The 18,650-nt window shown below is 61.8% G+C and carries 26 protein-coding genes and 1 pseudogene; 16 read left to right on the forward strand and 11 right to left on the reverse strand.

The annotated features are described in order from the left end of the window. Positions 1–8: 8 nt before the first annotated feature. From AC628_RS03695 to AC628_RS03705, 3 genes are all read right to left on the reverse strand, one after another. On the reverse strand, positions 9–1,163 hold the full coding sequence (locus AC628_RS03695) for an OpgC domain-containing protein (protein WP_074125391.1): 1,155 nt from the start codon (positions 1,161–1,163) through the stop codon (positions 9–11). Between the two features lie 165 nt (positions 1,164–1,328). After that, positions 1,329–1,604, reverse strand: coding sequence for a hypothetical protein (locus AC628_RS03700; RefSeq protein WP_074125392.1), 276 nt, complete (start codon positions 1,602–1,604; stop codon positions 1,329–1,331). A gap of 166 nt (positions 1,605–1,770) precedes the next feature. Further along, positions 1,771–2,406: a LexA family transcriptional regulator gene (locus AC628_RS03705; RefSeq protein ID WP_074125393.1), complete on the reverse strand. Its 636-nt coding sequence runs from the start codon at positions 2,404–2,406 to the stop codon at positions 1,771–1,773. A gap of 127 nt (positions 2,407–2,533) precedes the next feature. Here AC628_RS03705 and AC628_RS03710 point away from each other — a divergent pair, with 127 nt between their 5' ends. The 5 genes from AC628_RS03710 to AC628_RS03730 all read left to right on the forward strand — a co-directional run bounded on the left by AC628_RS03710 (position 2,534) and on the right by AC628_RS03730 (position 6,127). Further along, a complete protein-coding gene (locus tag AC628_RS03710) occupies positions 2,534–3,094 on the forward strand; it encodes a GcrA family cell cycle regulator (protein ID WP_074125394.1) in 561 nt (186 codons plus the stop codon). A 95-nt stretch (positions 3,095–3,189) separates the two neighbouring features. Continuing rightward, on the forward strand, positions 3,190–3,768 hold the full coding sequence (locus AC628_RS03715; protein WP_074125395.1) for a DUF6456 domain-containing protein: 579 nt from the start codon (positions 3,190–3,192) through the stop codon (positions 3,766–3,768). A 361-nt stretch (positions 3,769–4,129) separates the two neighbouring features. Continuing rightward, entirely contained in the window at positions 4,130–4,552 is a 423-nt protein-coding gene (locus AC628_RS03720) for a GFA family protein (protein ID WP_024582032.1), read from the forward strand. 14 nt (positions 4,553–4,566) lie between these two features. Beyond that, on the forward strand, positions 4,567–4,794 hold the full coding sequence (locus tag AC628_RS03725) for a hypothetical protein (protein WP_074125396.1): 228 nt from the start codon (positions 4,567–4,569) through the stop codon (positions 4,792–4,794). A 70-nt stretch (positions 4,795–4,864) separates the two neighbouring features. Then, on the forward strand, positions 4,865–6,127 hold the full coding sequence (locus AC628_RS03730) for a CaiB/BaiF CoA transferase family protein (protein ID WP_074125397.1): 1,263 nt from the start codon (positions 4,865–4,867) through the stop codon (positions 6,125–6,127). A gap of 138 nt (positions 6,128–6,265) precedes the next feature. On the opposite strand, the gene AC628_RS03735 is transcribed toward AC628_RS03730, so the two are convergent. Further along, complete coding sequence (locus AC628_RS03735; protein WP_245321010.1) at positions 6,266–6,424, reverse strand: hypothetical protein; 159 nt, start codon at positions 6,422–6,424, stop codon at positions 6,266–6,268. A gap of 52 nt (positions 6,425–6,476) precedes the next feature. Here AC628_RS03735 and AC628_RS45115 point away from each other — a divergent pair, with 52 nt between their 5' ends. Beyond that, on the forward strand, positions 6,477–6,659 hold the full coding sequence (locus AC628_RS45115; RefSeq protein WP_074125399.1) for a hypothetical protein: 183 nt from the start codon (positions 6,477–6,479) through the stop codon (positions 6,657–6,659). Between the two features lie 23 nt (positions 6,660–6,682). Here AC628_RS45115 and AC628_RS03745 read toward each other — a convergent pair whose 3' ends face one another. The 4 genes from AC628_RS03745 to AC628_RS03760 form a co-directional block, all read right to left on the reverse strand. Further along, entirely contained in the window at positions 6,683–7,003 is a 321-nt protein-coding gene (locus tag AC628_RS03745; protein WP_074125400.1) for a cupin domain-containing protein, read from the reverse strand. Next, entirely contained in the window at positions 7,000–7,686 is a 687-nt protein-coding gene (locus tag AC628_RS03750) for a YqcI/YcgG family protein (RefSeq protein ID WP_245321021.1), read from the reverse strand. The genes AC628_RS03745 and AC628_RS03750 overlap by 4 nt, the downstream gene beginning before the upstream one ends. Before the next feature lie 94 nt (positions 7,687–7,780). Further along, entirely contained in the window at positions 7,781–9,073 is a 1,293-nt protein-coding gene (locus AC628_RS03755) for an MFS transporter (RefSeq protein WP_074125402.1), read from the reverse strand. Beyond that, the gene (locus tag AC628_RS03760; RefSeq protein ID WP_074125492.1) at positions 9,073–9,783 is read right to left on the reverse strand and encodes a hypothetical protein; all 711 of its coding nucleotides are present in this window, start codon (positions 9,781–9,783) and stop codon (positions 9,073–9,075) included. The genes AC628_RS03755 and AC628_RS03760 overlap by 1 nt, the downstream gene beginning before the upstream one ends. A gap of 63 nt (positions 9,784–9,846) precedes the next feature. On the opposite strand from AC628_RS03760, the gene AC628_RS03765 reads away from it, so the two are divergent. From AC628_RS03765 to AC628_RS03775, 3 genes are all read left to right on the forward strand, one after another. Continuing rightward, positions 9,847–10,866: a GlxA family transcriptional regulator gene (locus AC628_RS03765; protein ID WP_074125403.1), complete on the forward strand. Its 1,020-nt coding sequence runs from the start codon at positions 9,847–9,849 to the stop codon at positions 10,864–10,866. A 165-nt stretch (positions 10,867–11,031) separates the two neighbouring features. Further along, entirely contained in the window at positions 11,032–12,165 is a 1,134-nt protein-coding gene (locus AC628_RS03770; protein ID WP_074125404.1) for an alpha-hydroxy acid oxidase, read from the forward strand. Between the two features lie 144 nt (positions 12,166–12,309). After that, a complete protein-coding gene (locus AC628_RS03775; RefSeq protein ID WP_074125405.1) occupies positions 12,310–12,513 on the forward strand; it encodes a hypothetical protein in 204 nt (67 codons plus the stop codon). Between the two features lie 13 nt (positions 12,514–12,526). Here the strand turns inward: AC628_RS03775 and AC628_RS03780 are convergent, their stop codons facing one another. Further along, positions 12,527–12,712, reverse strand: coding sequence for a hypothetical protein (locus AC628_RS03780; protein WP_050419149.1), 186 nt, complete (start codon positions 12,710–12,712; stop codon positions 12,527–12,529). A 241-nt stretch (positions 12,713–12,953) separates the two neighbouring features. Here AC628_RS03780 and AC628_RS03785 point away from each other — a divergent pair, with 241 nt between their 5' ends. Beyond that, positions 12,954–13,307, forward strand: a complete 354-nt coding sequence (locus AC628_RS03785; protein ID WP_021080362.1) for a phasin — start codon at positions 12,954–12,956, stop codon at positions 13,305–13,307. 25 nt (positions 13,308–13,332) lie between these two features. Here the strand turns inward: AC628_RS03785 and AC628_RS03790 are convergent, their stop codons facing one another. After that, positions 13,333–13,593: a hypothetical protein gene (locus tag AC628_RS03790; RefSeq protein ID WP_074125406.1), complete on the reverse strand. Its 261-nt coding sequence runs from the start codon at positions 13,591–13,593 to the stop codon at positions 13,333–13,335. Positions 13,594–13,795: 202 nt separating this feature from the next. On the opposite strand from AC628_RS03790, the gene AC628_RS03795 reads away from it, so the two are divergent. Next, complete coding sequence (locus tag AC628_RS03795) at positions 13,796–14,098, forward strand: hypothetical protein (protein WP_143201432.1); 303 nt, start codon at positions 13,796–13,798, stop codon at positions 14,096–14,098. A gap of 21 nt (positions 14,099–14,119) precedes the next feature. Here AC628_RS03795 and AC628_RS03800 read toward each other — a convergent pair whose 3' ends face one another. Further along, complete coding sequence (locus AC628_RS03800) at positions 14,120–14,305, reverse strand: hypothetical protein (protein WP_074125408.1); 186 nt, start codon at positions 14,303–14,305, stop codon at positions 14,120–14,122. Between the two features lie 1,208 nt (positions 14,306–15,513). Here AC628_RS03800 and AC628_RS43730 point away from each other — a divergent pair. The 5 genes and pseudogenes from AC628_RS43730 to AC628_RS03820 all read left to right on the forward strand — a co-directional run bounded on the left by AC628_RS43730 (position 15,514) and on the right by AC628_RS03820 (position 18,650). Further along, positions 15,514–15,675: a hypothetical protein gene (locus tag AC628_RS43730; RefSeq protein WP_168193300.1), complete on the forward strand. Its 162-nt coding sequence runs from the start codon at positions 15,514–15,516 to the stop codon at positions 15,673–15,675. Between the two features lie 59 nt (positions 15,676–15,734). Beyond that, positions 15,735–15,842: pseudogene (locus tag AC628_RS45120) on the forward strand (GNAT family N-acetyltransferase); the annotation flags it as partial. A 402-nt stretch (positions 15,843–16,244) separates the two neighbouring features. Further along, entirely contained in the window at positions 16,245–17,402 is a 1,158-nt protein-coding gene (locus AC628_RS03810) for an acyl-CoA dehydrogenase family protein (protein ID WP_502689532.1), read from the forward strand. Between the two features lie 10 nt (positions 17,403–17,412). Next, the gene (locus AC628_RS03815; RefSeq protein ID WP_074125410.1) at positions 17,413–17,967 is read left to right on the forward strand and encodes a flavin reductase family protein; all 555 of its coding nucleotides are present in this window, start codon (positions 17,413–17,415) and stop codon (positions 17,965–17,967) included. Next, entirely contained in the window at positions 17,964–18,650 is a 687-nt protein-coding gene (locus tag AC628_RS03820) for a TetR/AcrR family transcriptional regulator (protein WP_074125411.1), read from the forward strand. Before AC628_RS03815 ends, AC628_RS03820 begins: the two co-directional genes overlap by 4 nt.

Consider the following 18,650-nt stretch of genomic DNA (forward strand, 5'->3'; position numbering starts at 1 on the left):
CACGCGATTCAGGAATGAGCGCCGACGGGCGATTTGTTGTCCTGCTGCTTTGACCACGAGACGTAATAGGCAACGGCCGTCATCGCCGCGATGCCGGCGAAGCTGACCGCGACTTGCCTTGTCAGCGAATACGGGCCCGTGATCAGGATCAGGTGCGCAGCAAAGGAGAGGAACACGCCTGCACAGAACACGGCCAGCCACTCCTCGCCGCATTTGATGACCGGCTGCAAGGCGTATGATCGCAGGTATCCCCAATCGCGCGGCACCAACCAGGTGAACAGGAATGTCAGGGTCAGGAAATGCAGGATGCGGTGAGGGGCGACATCCTCGCGGTCGTTCTGCAGCAGCATATCGCTCAGTCCGCTTGGCATCATCTGGGCGAGTGCCGGGATTTCGTTGCTGGAAACGATTGTCAGCGCGAACAGCAGATAGAGCAACGCCGTGGCGCGCAGCGCGGGGATGGCCTGCATCGCGCGGATCGCAGGGGCGTAGCGCGTGCCGATGAGCGCAAGCCAGCCGCCCATCACGAACAGCAATTGCCAGCAGAACGGGTTAAGATACCAGGCTCCATACGGATAGGATGTCAGGTTCCAGTCGAGCACGCGGGCGGCGGCGTAAAGTGTCACGGACGCGAGAAGTGTCGCGTTCGGTACGTACAGCAGTCCGAAGACGACGATCGGCTGGAAGGCCATCAGGGCGATGATGAGTTGCAGCACGTCGAGATTGAGCGGCTTGGCCTGCAGGAACAAGCCGTAGATCAGCGTCCGGACCGGGTGGTCGATGAATCCGGTGATGTTGAATTCGCTGATGATCTCGGGCGCCGCGGTCCGCGCAGCGACATAGCTGATCAACTCGACATAGATCACGAACAGAACGATATAGGCGGCATAGAGCTGCCATACGCGCTTGAAGATGCGGGTTGCTGCCACCAGGAATCCGCGCTCCAGCGTCATCTGGGCGTAGATGAGCGTCACCGCGTAGCCGCCGATGAATACAAAGAGGTCGGTCGCGCCGCTATAGCCGAAATTGCGCATGGTCAGCGCGCTGACGAAGTTATGCGGAATATGATCGAGGAATAGAAACCAGTTTGCGATGCCAAGCAGCAGCGCGATCCGGAGATCGCCATCGGCTCTCGCGATCTCGGCGTTGGTTGTCGAAGTCATCTGAAGCTGAAATCTGCCGGCCCGAGAAAACGATTCGCTAATCTAAGGGGAACCTACGCTTGGTCCGAATAGACTCTGCGTGAACCCTATCTAGTCCGTTTCGGGTTCCGGCCAAGTGGTCGGATCAAGAAAGATCACGTTTTCGCAATCACCACGTGAGCGCCGTCAGACAGGCTCGTGCTTCCGCCGGTCGCGGACGTGATCCAGCGTATTGGCTTGCAGCTCCGCGCCGGTCAGGGGGATCTCGGGCAGGCCGGCCTCGGAAAGGATATCGTCCGTAACATCCTCAACCGAACACCCGGCAATCTCGTGAATGAAGCTGACGTTTGTGTATTCTCCCGACGCGACCCGCGAGACGACCTCGCGCCGCGTCAGTTCGGGATCGACGATCGCCTCGCGGCCACGGCGGCCGTAGTCGATCATCACGACGAAATACTGCATTGCCTGATGTGATGGTTCGATGCGTTGACCTGTCATCGACCATTGTTTCCGATAATCGGAATTATGTCAAGAGGGGTTGCCGATAATCGGAATTCTAGCGTGCCTACCCAGGCCGATTCGGTGTGGTGGCATCTGAATCGGTCTGGCCGGCCCCAGCACAGCGTTGCTATTTCTCGGAGGATCGGCTGCCTTTGGGAGCGGATTTGCGTCCCTTCGCCGCCGTCTTGCCACGCAGCCGCTCGATCTGGCCACGGGGCAGGGTAACGCAGATCTCGCCGATCCATTCGAGCTTGACGCCGTTGATCGGCTTGGCGTTGAAGCTCTTGAGGTTGACGGTTCCGGAAGAACTGCCGCGTTCGATCGTCTTCAGGTAGCGCTCGCCGCTCTTCAGCCGGACCGCGGCTTCCTCTCCGTAGAAGCTCGACAGCGGATAGCGCTGCTCGCGATAGACCACGATGACGTCGCCGTTCTCGTATTTCGGCAGCATCGAATCGCCCGAAACCTCGAAAGCGACGGTCTCCTCCGTCATCGGGAACGGGAGCTCGATCTCCCCGAGCCCCTCCGGCGGTACCTGCTCGAGCTCCGGCTGAATCGAGGCGCCGGCGCCGACCCGGCCCACGATCGGCACCGAGTTCAGCTCCAGATACTCCATGATCGGGGCGATCTCCGATGCCTTGATCAATCGTATTCCAGACAGGATTTCGGACACCGCTCCGGCCCGAACCCCCATCGCGCGGGCCAGCCCGCCTTTGCTCTTTCCTGTCTTTTCCAGTGCTCGTTCGATCAGTGCCGCGTCCAGCATGTTCCATCCTCTCCAAACCCGGAGACATTACTACCGTTACGATTATCAGAAATCAAGCTTGACTTTTTGTTCGGAATATCGGAAGTTATTTGAGGCGCCGGCGGAATGACAAAAATGGGAATTTGGAATGGAAATGATGAACTGGCTGCCGGAGCATTCGGCAGCCTTGCAGGACCTGCGCGCCCGCGGCTTGTCCTATTCGGAAATAGCTGACACGATCAACGCAACCTTCAATACGGCCTATACGCGCAACGCGGCGCTCAGCCGGGCGCAGCGCTTGGGATTGGCCGGCCTCGATCGACCCGAGCCGTCCCTGCCAGGACGTCTCGAACCACCCAAGCCGGTCCTGCCAGAGCTTCCGCGGATCAGGCGGCTGCCTGACGGGCAGGCCGAGCCGAAACTCGCTCTGCTTCGGTGCCCCAAGATCTTCGCTGAATCGGTGGAGATGCCTCAACTTCGCTGCGCGGCGATCGCGCCACGGCACCTCTCATTACTCGATCTTAAACCCGGAGACTGCCGCTATCCCTATGGCGGGGACGCCGACGGCGACACCATGACCTTCTGTGGTCATCCGCGCCGGTCGGGCTCGAGCTACTGCAGCCCGCATTTTCACTTGAGCCGCGATCCCGAGGCCTCGGCGAGGCCGGTCCTGAACGACGCCTGGCTTCAAGCTGTCGGCGCCATCTGAGACCGCCCATCTTCCGGCCGACGGGTGTCGGTCCGCAACCGCGATCGCGCGGAGAGATTCCGCGCGCCCATCATCAGACATTTTGGAGGTCACCGATGCCGCGCGCAAAACGCCGGAAGCCGTACGATCCCGCCGGAACGCATGACCGGCGCTCCCAGGATCTGCCCTATAATGCCGAGGTGGCGGCCGTCGAGGTCGATGATCCCCTTGCAATCGAGCCGGGCGAGAAGATCGTTGCGTTTCGCTCGATACGCAACGATCCGCTCGGTCGGTTGCATGCGCACCGGCAGATCGACGACGCACAATATCGGAGCGGCCGGGCCTTCCAGAATGACTGGGAGAAGGCCGAGCGTGGCCCCCGCGCGGTGGATACGACGCGCGAATATGTTGATGGCGGACTGCAGCGTGAGCCGATCACGGAGGGGCAGCGCCAGGCGACCTTGCGCTTGAATCGCGCTGAGCATGAGCTTGGCGCCGATGGCTCGGCGCTGGTGCATGATGTCTTGATCCTTGGCATGACCATGGAGCAGGTCGGGCAGCGGCGCGGTTTGCGGACGCAGCGCTGGCAGGATTATTTCGCGAGGCGTCTCAAGGAGTGCCTGGATCGGCTGGCGCTCATGTACGGACTTGCCACACCGAGCCCGGTTCCCGCGAAGGACCGTCATCCAGGGTGACGTGCTCACGTGCCGGTTGCCGTGCAGGTAACCGGCACGACAGCGGTTCATCACATTGCTGCGCTGTGCTTTGCCTCACACTGTGCGCCATCCTTGGGTGCTAGCCGATGTGCTCGGCCGCGCCCGGCGGAAGATGGTCGACAGCAGCGCGGACTCTCATGTAACTTCGCTGGCGTCGACGACCTGCCTGCATTCGAGTGCAATGTGATTGCCTCTTGTGTGGGGAATGGTCTGGTACGTCCACAAGGGAGTTCGCAGCGGCTACGCCCGCCTACGTCTTTTCCTGCGTCGCGAACACCACGAGTAACGTGGGTCGATGCCGGCGCGGAATCCGATCACTTCACCCAAGGAGAACCGACCGATGAATCACACTGGAAACTGCTTCTGTGGCGCCGTCGAGCTCAAGGTCACGGGGGAGCCTGAGGCGATGGGCTACTGCCATTGCCGCTCGTGCCGTTCCTGGTCCGGCGGTCCGGTCAATGCGTTCAGTCTCTGGAAGCCTGAGGCGGTCGAGGTCACCAAGGGCGCCGACCACATCGCGACGTTCGAGAAGACCGCGATGAGCCAGCGCAAATATTGCACCAAGTGCGGCGGTCACCTGATGACCAACCACCCGACGCTTGGGCTCGTCGACGTGTTCACCGCGACGATTCCGACACTGAAGTTCAGCCCCGGCGTTCACGTCAACTATTCCGAGGCGGTGCTGCCGATCCGCGACGGCCTGCCGAAGCTGAAGGACTTTCCGGCCGAGTTCGGCGGCTCCGGCGAAATGATCGCCGAATAGCGCGGCGGTTCTCAATGGCGAAAGCGGGTGGCAACGGACTGTTGCTACCCGCCGATATTCGTTTCGACCGCCTTCCGCTCGCCGGACGCACCTCCAGCTCCGGTATCCTGCCGCTTTCCCTGACATTCAAATCGTCCGACCGCGTCGGCACTGCGGGCCATCCTTTGCCGACGGCAGCCATGTCAGGCGAAGGTCCCGCCCTGCAAAATCCGGGTTTGGTTTTGGTGACGGGCTTCCGCTAAAAGGCGTGCAGTGCCGGTCCTGGCAGGGGCCGTCGTATTTCGCCTGACAAAATAACAGAGGAAGCGCCGGATCATGACCAGACCAGAATTGCCAGGGCGCGCGCCGCGCGGAGAGGGAGTTCCGACGGCGCTCGATGGCCTGCTGGTTGTCGACTTCACCCGCGTCGTCGCCGGCCCGGCCTGCACCCAAACGCTGGCCGACTTCGGGGCCGAGGTCATCAAGATCGAGAATCCGGACGGCGGGGACGACACGCGCGCCTACGAGCACGCGGAAATCGGCGGCGAGAGCGCAGCGTATCTGAGCCTCAACCGCAACAAGCGCGGCATCGCGCTCGATTTCAACAATCCGGCTGCGCTCGAAATCGCGCGCGCGCTGATTGCCAAGGCCGACGTCGTGGTGGAGAATTTCTCCGGCGGCGTAATGAAGAAATTCGGCCTCGATTATGCGTCGGTGGCGGGGACCAATCCGCGGCTGATCTATTGCTCGATCTCGGCCTACGGCCGCAAAGGCGATTTCGCGCTGCGCCCGGGCTTCGACCCGATCACGCAGGCCGAAAGCGGCTTCATGTCGCTCAACGGCTTTCCTGACGGCGAACCGGTGCGTACCGGGCCGCCGATAGTGGACATGGCGACCGGCATGTCGGCCTGCAACGCCATCCTGCTGGCGCTGATTGCGCGGGATCGGCTCGGTCGCGGACAGCAGGTCGAGGTCGCGCTGATCGACACTGCAGTGTCGATGACTGGCTTCTATGGCATGGCCTATCTTATCAATGGCAACAACCCCGGCCGTTTCGGCAACTCTCCGAACGGTTCGCCGACCGTCGGCGTCTACCGGGCGTCCGATGGTCCGCTCTATATGGCCTGCGCCAACGACCGGCTCTATCGCCGGCTTGTCACCGACGTGCTTGAACGTCCGGATCTCGTCACCGACCCCGAGTTTGCTCACCGCAAGGCGCGGTCTGCCAACAAGGAGAAGCTGCGCGGCATCATCGCCAGCGTTTTTGCTGGCGACACGCTCGAGCACTGGATGGCGAAGATGAAGAAGGCCAACATCCCGGTGGGATATCTGCGCACCGTCGAGGAAGGGTTCAACGCGCCGGAAGTGCGCGATCGTGATCGCCTCAGCAAGATCGCGCATCCAACCGCCGGCTCGGTTCCGAACATCGAGTCGCCGGTCAGTATGAGCCTGACGCCGACGGTCGATCCCGTCGCGGCGCCGCTGCTCGGTCAGCACACCAGGGATGTGCTAAACAAGACGCTCGGCTATGACGACAGGCGCATCGCCGCGTTGGCCGAGGCGGGCGCGTTCGGCAAGGCAGGCAGCACCGGCTAGCCGGTCAGTCTGCACCAAAGATCAAATACACGTAAAACAACCTGACGGCAGGCGAGAGCAAAGCCTCTCGCCTCGTGCGACGTCGTTCACGGCCTCGGTGCGGACCGGCGGACTCTGGAACCGGCCCGTGTCCGGAGCTCAGTTCGGCTTGCTGCGCAAGTTGTTCCTTGGCATACTTTCAATCTCCTCGGGCTCCGCCCGATCGATCTCGAGGCGTGCCATCCGGAGTATCAAGGTTGCCGTGGTCAGGCCGAGGCGTTCGGCCTCTTGAGCTGCGGTGTCGACCTTCTGGGCCAAGCCTTCACGCTTACCTGGGTATGCCATTCGTAATCCTCACTTAAGGTGCGAGATGAAAAATCCCACATATGTTGCAGAGCTGCAGGAGAAGCTCGGAGCTCCATCGAGCGAAACACTGGAAAGCCTGCGACTCTTGAAGGCTCTCCTTCGACTTGCGCCCGGCCAACGTTCCGAGGTCATCGCGCTGGTCGAACGTTTGGCGGTTAACCCGCCGCGCGATCCTTCACTGTCCTGAGGTGTTCGCGTTTTCCCTGAATGTCAGTTGTTCATCGGCTTGGCGGGCGGCTGCGTCGCGATTACGTAGATCGCACCGCCCTCGAGCGCTTCGGATTGATGTCGGGTACCGGCCGGCAGAAAGATGGTGTCACCGGCACCGACCACCCGCTCACCGCCGTCCCAGATGAAGTTCAGCCGGCCGCTGATGATCATCAGGATTTCATCGACCGGATGGGTATGGAATTGATGCACCTTGCCGGCCGCATCGTGCTGCAGCTCAACGGAACCCTGGGCCGGGAGCAGGTTCAGGATCTCCGGATCGATGGCAAATTCAGTCTTCGTGCCGGCGATGATCTGGGTCATGCTGCCTGTTCCTTGTTCGCGATCGGTGCCGTCTTGTTCTGCGCGAGCTTGGCAAACGGGCAGCCTCCGCTCGCAGTGTTGTCGTCGTGCAGGAAGTACTGCAGATATTCGCGGCCATCGGTCGCGCCGTAGCGGCCAAGAAGCGGAGAGGGGCTCGCGCTGTCGTACGGGATCAGGCGCTTGCGCACCTCGGCGAATGCGGCGTTCGCCGCCTTTTCGGTCCCGAGGATCTTCTCGAATACCCAGCGCGGCTGGAACGTGAGCATGAAGGCGCTGGATCGGCGGCTTTGGCGCATCACATGGGCGGGCGTCGTGCACACGACGAAGATCGGCTCGCCCGCAAACGAGAACTCCCACATCGGGTGGTCGATCTGTTCCGGAATGTCTGATGGCCACGGATTCTTGTCCAGACGCGCGAGTTGGTCGAGCGTCAGCCACATCTTGCGATAGTAGGCGTCGAGCGTCTGCACCGGGCGGGGGCGCGTGAACACGATCAACGATGTGTTGGGACCGAAAGAACGCGCCTCCGAAACATATTGTGCGAGCTGTTCGCCGAGCACCGCGACATCATACGGATCGAGGAACAGGTAGCGGAGCTGATCCTGGCGATGTCCAGTCACCCCGAACACGCAAGGGAACGGTCTTGCCTCGCTGCTCATCTGCGCTTCAAACTCGGAGAACATCACGCTCTGCCAGCTGCTGACCGGAAAGTTCGACGCAACGTCGCCTCTTCTCAAGAACAAGCGCTCCATAACACCCCCTACACTCATAACGACACTAACGAGCTATCAACTTGCTTCTCATCATCAGCGGTCCGGCAATGCCTAGCAGCGACATCAGAAGCAGAATGACGATCAAGGCGCTGTAACCGCCGTCACCGATCGCGGCCGCGTTGTGTATGGCGTCGGTGCCGGAGGCGTTGCTGGCGGTAAGCATCGCAAAGCCGATGATCGGCTGCGAGACGCCGGCGAAGATCCCGGCGGCGGTGGTGTTCACGGAAGCACCCACGCCGATCAAGTCGGAGGTGTAGAGCTTCTTGACGCATTTCAGCACCAGCGGGACGGTGCCGCCGGCGACGAGGCCCAGGATCGTGAACACGACGGTGACGTAGGCGAGACCGAATGTCTGGGCGACCGGCGGCAGCAGCATCGCGATCAGCAGCATGCGCAACACGCAGATGCCGATCAGCGCGCGGCTGAGCGCCGCGGCAGCACGATCGGCGGCGTGACCGAGGAAGATCGAGCCGAGTGCATTGCCGATCATGAAGGCGAGCAGCGGCGTGCCGGCAGCCGTTGGGGAGATATGGAAGAAGTGGGCGACCATCGGGATGCCCCAGACACCCGACAACGTCGTCACGACCGCGAAGTGCGACGCAAACGTCATCGCGCAACCCCAGTTCGCGATATGGGCCAGCGATTGCCGCGCGGCGATCACGACGCCCTTCAGCGTCTTGTTGCTGTGCGAGGCCGGATCAGGCTTGAGCGTGACCTTGGCGAAGGCGAGGTTGGCGAGGCCGATGCAGGCGATGAACAGGAAACAGGCCCGCCAGCCGAACCCCGAGACGGCGGCGGCGAGCGGTGTGGTCGCGATCACGCCGCCGACATAGCCGGAGACCTGTGAAATGCCCGACATCATGCCGAACCGCTCGTCGGCAAAGCTCTGTGCGACGAGCTTCAGCAGTGCGGTAAAGACCAGCGCATCGCCGCAGGCGACGATCAGACGGGCAGCAAAGACGTCGAGCAGGTTCGGCGCCAGCGCGAACGCCGCACTGCCAAGCGACGAGGCGATCATGCTGACGAGCACGACGCGCTTGACGCCGTAACGATCGACCAGAAGGCCGGCCGGAATCTGCATCAAGGTGTAGCCCCAGAAGTAGCTCGAGGCCAGCATCGCAACACCGGCGGCGTCGGTGTTGAAGTCGTGCATGAAACTGAGGCTGACCGATTGCGGCGACACGCGCTGCAGGAACGCGATGGCATAGGCGATCGCCACGGCCGTCCAGGCGAGATAAGCGCGATCGGTGAAGCGCGACGTCGGGGCGTAAATGGCTTGTTGTCCGAGCATCGACATCACACCCTCGCGTAACCCACCGAGAAAAGGGCATCCGCTGAATTCGGAATCTTTTGCGACATCGCGGCATCGACCAGCGACGCGGTGCCATGATAGGCCTGCCGATGGTGCTTAATGTGGCCGTAAGCGCCACGCATGATCATATCAGGCAGTTCGAGCGGCTTGCCCGGATAGAGCGAAGTGCACATCTCGACACAGGCCGCCTGCAGTGCCGGGTCCTGCGCATCATCGAGCAGTGATGGAGACACTTTTTCGCAAATCTTAGCGTTCGCTGCCCAGACGATCGGATTGCGGGTGCGCCAGCCGTAGAGCACGTTGCCGTCGCCTCGCGCGGCGCCTGAGCATTTCAGAACTTCTGCCGTGAAGAAGCCGTACAAGCCGCGTCCCTGGTGCGCCGGGAGCACTTCGGTGCCGCTGCGATAGATTCCAAGTCCGGCCGACATCTGCAGGATGCGGTAGACCGAGAAGGCCACGAGGCCGGAGCCGTCATAGACGAGGATCAGGCTGTACTTCTTGTCGAAGGGTGACGAGGTTGCTGTCCAGTGCGGCTCGGTGGCCTGCCAGTTGACGGCGATGATGCCGTTCATGGCGTCCATCAGCGGCTGACGGTCGCAGGCTTCGATCCGGGAGGCGTCGGGTAGACTGTAGATTGCGTAATCCGCCCACGGCGATTTGATCGCCCCGTACCCGCTGCCCAGATGTCGCGACATGGCAGAACTCCAGAATTCCATCGCGAGCTATACAGGGCGGCCTCGAATGGCTTAAAGGACAATATGCCCTCGAAAGCTGCCAAACCGCCCCGGCCTGAGCCGCGCGACAGGAAAGCGACGCGGCGGATCGCGATCGTTGCCTTTCCGGGCGTGACCTTGCTTGACATCTCGGGGCCGGCGCAGGTGTTCGCAGAGCTGGAGGCGATCGAACTGCCCGGGCCGGACTACTCGCTATCCTATCTGTCGACGTCTGGTGGCTTGGTACCGACCGATGTCGGCATGATGATCGACACGGCGCCGATCGCCAGTGTTTCGCCTGCCGAGGTCGACACGCTGGTGATCCCCGGCGGGCCCGGCATCTGGAAGATCCGCAACGACGCCGAGTTGATGGACTGGATTGCGAAGGCGCTGCCGAAGGCGCGCCGTATCGCATCGGTTTGCCTCGGCGCATTCGCGCTGGCCTGGACCGGAATTCTGGACGGCAAGCGTGCTGCAACGCACTGGCGCTATTGTCCTCGTTTGCAGGACAGCTTTCCCAATATCCGCGTCGAGCCCAACGCGATTTTCGTCAAGGACGGACATGTCTGGTCGTCGGCGGGTGTCAGCGCGGGCATCGATCTGGCGCTCGCGATGATCGAGGAGGATTTCGGACACACCATCGCGCTCGACGTCGCGCGCAGACTTGTGGTGTTTCTGAAACGGCCGGGCGGCCAGAGCCAGTTCTCGACCGTCCTTGCGGCCCAGGCCTCGGACGTCGAGGGACGCTTCAGCGCGTTGCATGCCTGGATCATCGAGAATATCACTGATGACCTCAAGGTCGAGACGCTGGCGGAAAAGGCCGGGATGACGCCACGCACCTTTGCTCGGACCTATGTCAGCCGCACCGGCATGACACCTGCAAGCGGTGTCGAGGCGCTGCGTGTGGAGACCGCGCGCTTGCTGCTCGAAAGCCGCCAGATCGGCGGCGTCGTCGAGGTCGCCAAGCGCGCGGGGTTTGGCGATGACGAACGAATGCGGCGGGCCTTCCTGCGTCATCTCGGCGTGTCGCCGACCGAGTACCGAAACCGGTTTTCGGGCAGCTAGCAGGCAGCGAGCAAGGTCAATCCGGAGGTGGCGGCGTTGCGTCGAAATCCGATCTATCTCACAGGCGTATAGCTGGCCTTCGCTGGCCGGATTCGTGGGTCAAGGTGGTAGCTTTTCCGGTTTGTCTGCGGCTAATGTGCCGGCCAAATCGGGAGAAGAAACACCATGAATGACGGGACCCCCATTCAGCAGGCGCGCAATGTCGAGCTCGGCGCCAGCGGCGAGGAATACCAGAACCTGCACGAATTCGCGCAAAAGGCCCGCGCCAAGCTGAATCAGAACGCCTGGGACTACATCGTCGGCGCCTCGGAGACCGAGACCACGATGCGCCGCAACAGGATGGCGCTCGACGAGATTGCGTTCCGGCCGCGCGTCCTGCGCAACGTCATCAATGTCGATCCCTCAACCGAGGTCTTCGGCCGCAAGCTCCGACTTCCCGTGATGATCGCGCCGGTCGGTGCGCTTGAGATCTTCGATCCCGACGCGGGCGCGGCCGTTGCGCGCGGCGCGGGAACGTTCGGGGCGGCGCATATGCTGAGCTCGGTGTCCGAGCCCGGGCTGGAGAATACCGCCAAGGCGGCGCCGGATGCCTTGCGCATCTTCCAGCTCTATGTGCGCGGCGACGATGCTTTCGTCGAGGATGTGGTCAGCCGTAGCATCGACAACGGTTACGCCGCGTTCTGCCTCACCGTGGACACCGCCCATTACAGCCGGCGCGAGCGCGACATCGCCAAGCGCTACGTCCGCGAAAGCCGTATCCGCGCCACCGGCGGCGATTTCCAGAAGGGGCTGGAATGGCGGACGGTGAAGTTGATCAAGGACAAGTTCAAGATTCCGCTGATACTCAAGGGTATAGCCACCGCCGAAGACGCGAGGATCGCGCTCGATCACGGGGTCGATTGGATCTACGTCTCAAATCATGGCGGACGGCAGCTCGACCACGGCCGTGGGTCCATGCATGTCCTGCCCGAGATCGTCCAGGCCGTCGCCGGCCGTGCCAAGATCATGGTCGATGGCTCGATCTGCCGCGGCACCGACATCGTCAAGGCCATCGTCTCGGGGGCCGACCTTGTCGGGATCGGCCGTCTGCAATGCTGGGCGCTCGCCGCGGCCGGCGAGGCCGGCATCGTCCGGATGCTTGAATTGCTGGAGGACGAGGTGATCCGCTGCCTCGGGCTGCTCGGCGTCACGAGCTTCGCCGAACTGGACAAGTCCTATTTGCATCCGGCGACGCCGACCAATCTGCCGAGCGTGTTCAGCGCATTCCCGCTGCTCGATATCGATCCCTATCGGTACTGAGCCGCAGCGAGAGACACCTGGAGCGATGATGCGATGGGGGCGCCGGATGCCTCGATCGCGCCAGCTCGCTATCAATCTGTGCTGTCCATGAAGCCGCCGCGGCAAAGACAAAGTCTGATCCAAATGCGGCACTAGTCGAGGCGAATGGCTAACAATCCATTCGCTGAATTTTCACTCGAGCGCGCCATCGGCTTGCGCTGGATCCTTCGGGATATCCAGGCCGGCAGGCTCAAATTGTCACCGGTCAGCGACGAGGATCTGGACATCCTCACCGAGCTTGGTCTGGTCGAATTGCATGACGGCGAGCCCGAGCTGACGGAAGCGGGAGCCGCGGTGCTGAACGACTGAACGTGCCGGCAGCCTAGCGAGCGTTCAGGAAGCTTTCGCCGGAATTGCAGGGCGCGCACTGATAGGTCAGCACGTCGTAGACCTGGTCGCGCGGTTCGATCAAGGCAAGCCGCATCTGTGTGCCGCACTTCATGCACGGCATCTCTATGCTGGTCTTGAAGCGGGTGCAGGTCGGTGTCGGACGAACGGCGCGCAGCATCGGATCCCCTTATTCCCCAAGAGACGCGAGACGAGACGCGAACGCGACCAACGACGAGGCCGAATCACTATGCCACAGTGCTGACATGATTGGAATCCGGCGATGGCGCAGTCCTGTCGCTGCTAGGTAATTTTTCCTCGGTCGCCGGAGGGAGCGGGGTCTCTCATCGTTGGCGATACGGCGCTGACGCCGTCACAATCTATGCTAACGTCTGCCGACGCTTATTTCAGGGGGCGCGATCATGATTGAACCGAAGCTTGAAGTTCCCGCCGAGCTCCGCGATCTCGCGGAAAAGACCATCGACCAGGCCGAACAGGCCTTCAGCCTGTTCTTTGATGCCGCGAGCAAGTCGATGACGGCGATGCCGGGCACCGGTACCGAGATTTCCAAACAGGCGCTGTCGTTCACCGAGCAGAACATGAAGGCGGCGTTCGAGCATGCGCGCAAGCTCGTGCACGCGACCGATCTGCAGGAGGCGATGCGGATCCAGTCGGAATTCCTGCGCAGCCAGTTCACCAATGCCGGCGAACATATGCGGCAGATCAGCGGAAGCGTGATGTCCGCAACCAAGGACGCCACCAAGGGCAAATTCTAGGACAGTCCTCGTCGCGCATCGACGCCTAGCGTCGGCGCGCGACGGCAATGCCGAGCAGAAACGCAACGAACAGACTTGCGAGTGGCGCTTCGCGCGTGACCGCGCTGACCGTGGCGAGGGCCCCGCCCGGCCGGCGCGAGCTTGCGATCGCCTCGCTGAGGCGATCGGCGGCCGCGCGAAGTCCGTCAGACACCTCGGTGATGGTTCGCGAAAGATCCGTTGCAGTGTCGATCGCTCGCTCACCGAGCGTGGGCTGAAGCGGAGACTCGGGTGTTTCGGAGCTCATGTGCCGTGCCGCGATTTCACTGAAGGCCAGGTGCCGTCACCTTTGGCAATCCGGCGTGCTTTGAACGGCCGGTAGCGGCCGCATATCGTGGAAATTCGGTGGCTATGGATTGGTTCCACCAACATGTCTCGCTTTCACATCGGGGAACCGGAAACTTACGCGCCGGTCGCGGCTTGTTTCCGTGGAGGAGACGATGATGACAATGCAGGCGCATGGCATATCGGATGGCCGTCCGATCAGGCATCGAAATCGGCATGGTGGCACGCCGCTGATGGTTGCGGCGGTGGTTGCGATCCTCGGCGTGTTGGGCATGCTGGTCGTCGACCACGGTCCGTGGAGCAAGCCGAAGGTGCAGCCCGCCGCTTCCGCCAATTACTCGACGACTGGCGAGGCCGCACGTGCGGCTGGCGCAAAGGTGATGCCGACCGAGCCCAGGGCGCCGATTGAACCTGCTCCGCCCGGCCCAAAGCCTGCTCAACCGGCAAACCCGATCCCGCCGCAGTAGATGCGGGCGTTCGTGGGATGATCAGCGCACGCTGACGAGCATGCCCCACGCCGCGGCGAACCCCGCACCGACGAGAACCAGCACCGGGCTGTCGCAGAAGATGCCACCATACTGGCACATGGTGGCACCGATGGAGCCGATCTGGTGATGGCCCGCGGCATAGAACAGGCCGGACAGGACCGCGAGCACGGCAGCAACGAAATACATCGGCGCTTCCTCCCTGCAATCTAACGGCGGCGCGGGTCGGTTGAACTGACGCGAGCCAAAAAACTGTCCTGATGTCGATACAAGCGCTGCTTGCCGCTCGTCCGCTTGACGCGTCGGGCAACTCAGCGGCACACTGACATCATCGCAACAAGCATAAGGTGATCGGCGCCGGCTCGTGTTACGATTCCGGCATCACGCGCGGACTTTCGGTGAAGGAGGTTTCTCACCGTCGAAGCCGACGCATCATATTTTACCGATCACATTCAGCTCGCAAGAACCGGTTGACACGTCGGGCAACTCAAGGGCATAATCTGAAAATCAGAAATTGTTGAGCCCGCACGGAGCAATCCGCGGCGGGCTTTTTGTTTGCCGTTTCACCAATCGGACGGCGGCCGCAACGTCACGACGCCACATCCTCCCAGCCCGTCGCCTGAGCGTCGTCAGCGCGCTGCCGTCCGAACCATTGAACAAGCAACGAATTGACCGGCGCGCGCGAACGCGCCGGTCCTGCGGCGCGGCGAAAGCCGGCGCCGCCCGCGGCTCGTCAGGGATAAGGTTCGCGCCCCAAAGATCGCCGCCCGCTGCGCGATCTGCCGCACAATTCTTTCTATGGCTACAGATACTGCAATGACTGCCGTTGCGATGAATGCCGGGTGGGGTCTTAAAACCATCTTACCTCGGTCTTGAAAATCCCACCGCAAAAGTGTGCGAGCCGCTGCAACAGCTGGCGCGTTGCATTTTTGTCGATCGCATGCAGCTTGCAAAAACGGTTGACACGTCGGGCAACTCAGGGGCATAATCGGAAAATCAGAAATTGTTGAGCCCGCGCGGAGCGATCCGCGGCGGGCTTTTTGTTTGCCGTTTCACTAATCGGACGGCGGCCGCAACGTCACGACGCCACATCCTCCCAGCCCGTCGCCTGAGCGTCGTCAGCGCGCCGCCGTCCGAACCATTGAACAAGCAACGAATTGACCGGCGCGCGCGAACGCGCCGGTCCTGCGGCGCGGCGAAAGCCGGCGCCGCCAGCGGCCCCACTCGTCAGGGATAAGGTTCGCGCCCCAAAGATCGCCGCCCGCTGCGCGATCTGCCGCACATTCATTCCATGGTCGTATCGCGCGCTGAAGGTCGATCAACGAGGTTCTCATGACGGCTTATCTGATATCGCTCGCGCTCGCGGGCTTGGTTGCCATCGCCCTGTCGGAGTTCGCATGAGCGCCGAGATCATCCAGTTCATCCCGCGCCCGCGCAGAGATTGCGAACGGACGGACTTTCCCACGATCGCATTTCGCTCGGCGTTGCCCGATCCCGAACCGGATCACGCGGACACGGCTCCGAGTGAATATCTCCCGTCCGATTGGCAGGAGAAGTAATGGCGAAGACGATTACGCAGATACGCTCGCTTGCGCGCAGTCACACGCGAAGCGCGATCAACATTTTTTCGGCCAATAACTTTATCCGGCTGGGCTATAGGCTCTTCGAACCGGTCTCGCCCTGGGCATGGCACCACACGCTGTATTGGCGAAAGGAGCTCGTCTAATCCTCGGAGGAGGATAGGGCAACAGTTCGGCGACGTAGCGAGCCCGGTGGTCGAATGGCCGGGCCTTTTTGCGTTTCCGGGTTCGCAGGCGGCTCCTTCGGCAAGCCTCGGGTGTCAGCCGGAGCTCGGACCCACATCGAATTCCGGCGGGAGAGTGTTTGGAGTGACCTGCCTCGCATGGGTTCCCTTAACGGGTGGTGGCGGTTGTCGATTCCGTGCCTCGAATTGGCGGAGCGAACGTTTGCACGTCTTGATCTCTGGTGATCGCTCGATAAACTGAGCCGATCGGCCCGATCGCGCGAAAGACTTGGAGATCGAACAAAGGAAGAGACCATGGTTGAGGTTGGCCGCGGGCTCGACGCGAAGGTGCCGCCAGGGCCGGACCGGGATCTTTACTCGCTGATGGTGGCCCGAGCGAGAGGGCTTGTGCCGGCCTTGCGAGAACGGGCGGCGCGCACCGAAGAGCTGCGCCGGTTGCCAGCGGAGACAGAGCGGGATCTGCATGATAGCGGGCTCTTTCGAATCCTGCAGCCGAAGCGTGTTGGAGGGAGCGAACTCGACTACGTTGCGCTCGTCGACTGCGCTGACGCTCTGGGGCAAGGCGACGCTTCGGTTTCGTGGAACTTTGCCAATCTTGCGAGCCACCACTGGATGCTGGGTATGTTCGCGCCGGAAGCGCAGAGCGCGGTATGGGGGGAGGATCCGGCCACGCTGATCGCGTCTTCCTTTGTCTTTCCGGCAGGTCGCGCCAGGAAGACGAGTGGCGGGTACGTGCTGAGTGGTCATTGGCCGTTCTCATCCGGGGTAGAAGCATGCGGGTGGAACATGCTCGCGAGCGTGGTTGCTTCGGATGATGAGGCCGATGGTGTCGAGTATCGGCTGTTCCTGCTGAACAGGCGGGACTACAGCATCGACGACACCTGGAATGCCGCCGGTTTGCGTGGAACCGGGTCGAACGATGTGCGGGTGGCTGACGCATTCGTTCCCGAGCATATGACGGTTGCCGTCAGCGATCTTGCCGGTGGTGCAACACCAGGCAGCGTTGTCAATCCGAACGCGCTCTACATGCTTCCGGTTTTCTCGTTATTTCCCTACGTATTGTCCGGAGTCGGCCTGGGAAATGCCCAGGCTTGCCTTGATGATTATGTCGAGATCGCGCGATACCGCGCCTCGACATACAATCGGGCCAAGATCGGGGATCTGCAGAGCACACAAATCAAGATCGCTGAAGCGTCGGCGAAGATAGATGCCGCGCGGCTGATCATGCGCACCAACTGCGTCGAGGTGCTTGCGGAAGTTCGGCGTGGCGACATCCCGGGTATTGCTGCGAAGACGAAGCTCCGGCGCGATGGCGCGTTCGCGGTCAATCTGTGCACTGAAGCGGTGTCTCTTCTGTTCGCGGCGAGCGGGGCGCGCAGCCTGTTCACATCAGGTGCATTGCAGCGTCAATTCCGCGATGCGCATGCGGTGAACTCGCATCTTGCCTTCAATTTCGACGCGGCAGGCACCAATTACGGGCGGGTGGCGCTTGGGCTGCCGTCAGAAAACCTGACGCTTTGAGGCTGGCCGGATGTCCGACGCTCCCAAACATCCACCGGATCCGGCCAGCGAGCTCGCAAGCGACAGTTCGACGATCGATCCCCGTGACTTCCGCAATGCGCTCGGTACGTTTGCGACCGGTGTAACGATCGTCACCGCGATGTCGGTCGAAGGACGGCCGTACGGAATTACTTGCAATTCCTTCGCGTCAGTGTCGCTCAATCCGCCGCTGGTGCTGTGGAGCCTGGGGATGTTTTCGCAGGGGCTGCCGATCTTCCAGAATGCCAGCCACTTCACGGTCAATGTTCTCGATGCGTCGCAGCAGACGTTGGCGATGCAGTTTGCCAAATCGTCGGGTGACAAGTTTGCGGGTGTAAGCTGGACTCCAGGCCTCGGGAACGCTCCAGTGCTTGCCGACGTGGTGGCAAATTTCCAGTGCCGTGCCGCCAACCGCTACTACGGCGGTGATCACGTCATTTTCCTGGGCGCGGTGGAAGCCTATGCTTACAGCGTGAACAGTCCGCTGTTGTTTTCACGGGGAGGTTTTGGCCGGTTCTTGGCCGACGATGGTGACAAGCCATCATGAATCGAAAGATGCCCGTCAAGCGAGCTCGTACCAAGCAGAAGCGACTATCAGCTGACGACCGTCGCAGTGAATTCGTCACCAAGGCGACTGAGCTCTTTGCGGAGGAGGGGTTCGGCGGCGGCACGCGTGCCCTCGCTCGCAAACTCGGTGTGACCCAGCCGTTGCTTTACCGCTATTTTCCGAGCAAGGACGATCTCATCAAGGAGGTCTACCGCAAGGTCTATCTCGAACCCCTTGAAATCGGCTGGGAGAAATTGCTGTCCGATCGATCTCGTCCGCTCCGCGAGCGGCTGCAAGAGTTCTACGAAGTTTATACAGACGCTATCTTCAACCGAAGATGGCTGAGGATCTACCTTTACTCGGGCCTGAAGGGTCTCGATATCAATCGCTGGTATGTTGGCATGGTCAAGGACAAGATCCTGACCCGCATTCTCAGGGAGTGCCGCCACGACGCCGGCCTCGCAGCGCAGAGCCGGCCCAGCGCTGCCGAACTGGAACTGGCCTGGGTGTTTCACGGCGGCATTTTCTATTACGGGGTACGCAAATACATCTACGAAGCGCCTGTCCTCGAGGATAAGGCGCAGATGATCAGTGACGCGCTGGACATCTTCCTCGCGGGATTTGAGCGGATGGCGGAGAGCGCGACAGATCGACGGAGGGCGCCGATCAAGGTCGTCGGCTGA

The organism is Bradyrhizobium sp. NAS96.2, from assembly GCF_001908235.1.
In the GTDB taxonomy this organism is placed as follows: domain Bacteria; phylum Pseudomonadota; class Alphaproteobacteria; order Rhizobiales; family Xanthobacteraceae; genus Bradyrhizobium.

Coding starts and splice junctions, on each gene's coding strand:
- AC628_RS03710 (WP_074125394.1), top strand. CDS start 2,534: ATGGAAATGATGAACTGGCTGCCGGAGCATTCGGCAGCCTTGCAGGAC.
- AC628_RS03800 (WP_074125408.1), bottom strand. CDS start 14,305: ATGTATTTCGTTGCTGCCGTGCTCGCGGTCCTGTCCGGCCTGTTCTAT.
- AC628_RS03705 (WP_074125393.1), bottom strand. CDS start 2,406: ATGCTGGACGCGGCACTGATCGAACGAGCACTGGAAAAGACAGGAAAG.
- AC628_RS03745 (WP_074125400.1), bottom strand. CDS start 7,003: ATGACCCAGATCATCGCCGGCACGAAGACTGAATTTGCCATCGATCCG.
- AC628_RS45115 (WP_074125399.1), top strand. CDS start 6,477: ATGAAAAATCCCACATATGTTGCAGAGCTGCAGGAGAAGCTCGGAGCT.
- AC628_RS03795 (WP_143201432.1), top strand. CDS start 13,796: ATGCAGGCGCATGGCATATCGGATGGCCGTCCGATCAGGCATCGAAAT.
- AC628_RS03820 (WP_074125411.1), top strand. CDS start 17,964: ATGAATCGAAAGATGCCCGTCAAGCGAGCTCGTACCAAGCAGAAGCGA.
- AC628_RS03780 (WP_050419149.1), bottom strand. CDS start 12,712: ATGCTGCGCGCCGTTCGTCCGACACCGACCTGCACCCGCTTCAAGACC.
- AC628_RS03765 (WP_074125403.1), top strand. CDS start 9,847: ATGCCCTCGAAAGCTGCCAAACCGCCCCGGCCTGAGCCGCGCGACAGG.
- AC628_RS03760 (WP_074125492.1), bottom strand. CDS start 9,783: ATGTCGCGACATCTGGGCAGCGGGTACGGGGCGATCAAATCGCCGTGG.
- AC628_RS03815 (WP_074125410.1), top strand. CDS start 17,413: ATGTCCGACGCTCCCAAACATCCACCGGATCCGGCCAGCGAGCTCGCA.
- AC628_RS03785 (WP_021080362.1), top strand. CDS start 12,954: ATGATTGAACCGAAGCTTGAAGTTCCCGCCGAGCTCCGCGATCTCGCG.
- AC628_RS03770 (WP_074125404.1), top strand. CDS start 11,032: ATGAATGACGGGACCCCCATTCAGCAGGCGCGCAATGTCGAGCTCGGC.
- AC628_RS03720 (WP_024582032.1), top strand. CDS start 4,130: ATGAATCACACTGGAAACTGCTTCTGTGGCGCCGTCGAGCTCAAGGTC.
- AC628_RS03790 (WP_074125406.1), bottom strand. CDS start 13,593: ATGAGCTCCGAAACACCCGAGTCTCCGCTTCAGCCCACGCTCGGTGAG.
- AC628_RS03810 (WP_502689532.1), top strand. CDS start 16,245: ATGGTGGCCCGAGCGAGAGGGCTTGTGCCGGCCTTGCGAGAACGGGCG.
- AC628_RS03750 (WP_245321021.1), bottom strand. CDS start 7,686: ATGTTCTCCGAGTTTGAAGCGCAGATGAGCAGCGAGGCAAGACCGTTC.
- AC628_RS03725 (WP_074125396.1), top strand. CDS start 4,567: ATGGCGAAAGCGGGTGGCAACGGACTGTTGCTACCCGCCGATATTCGT.
- AC628_RS03700 (WP_074125392.1), bottom strand. CDS start 1,604: ATGCAGTATTTCGTCGTGATGATCGACTACGGCCGCCGTGGCCGCGAG.
- AC628_RS03755 (WP_074125402.1), bottom strand. CDS start 9,073: ATGTCGATGCTCGGACAACAAGCCATTTACGCCCCGACGTCGCGCTTC.
- AC628_RS03715 (WP_074125395.1), top strand. CDS start 3,190: ATGCCGCGCGCAAAACGCCGGAAGCCGTACGATCCCGCCGGAACGCAT.
- AC628_RS03775 (WP_074125405.1), top strand. CDS start 12,310: ATGGCTAACAATCCATTCGCTGAATTTTCACTCGAGCGCGCCATCGGC.
- AC628_RS03695 (WP_074125391.1), bottom strand. CDS start 1,163: ATGACTTCGACAACCAACGCCGAGATCGCGAGAGCCGATGGCGATCTC.
- AC628_RS43730 (WP_168193300.1), top strand. CDS start 15,514: ATGAGCGCCGAGATCATCCAGTTCATCCCGCGCCCGCGCAGAGATTGC.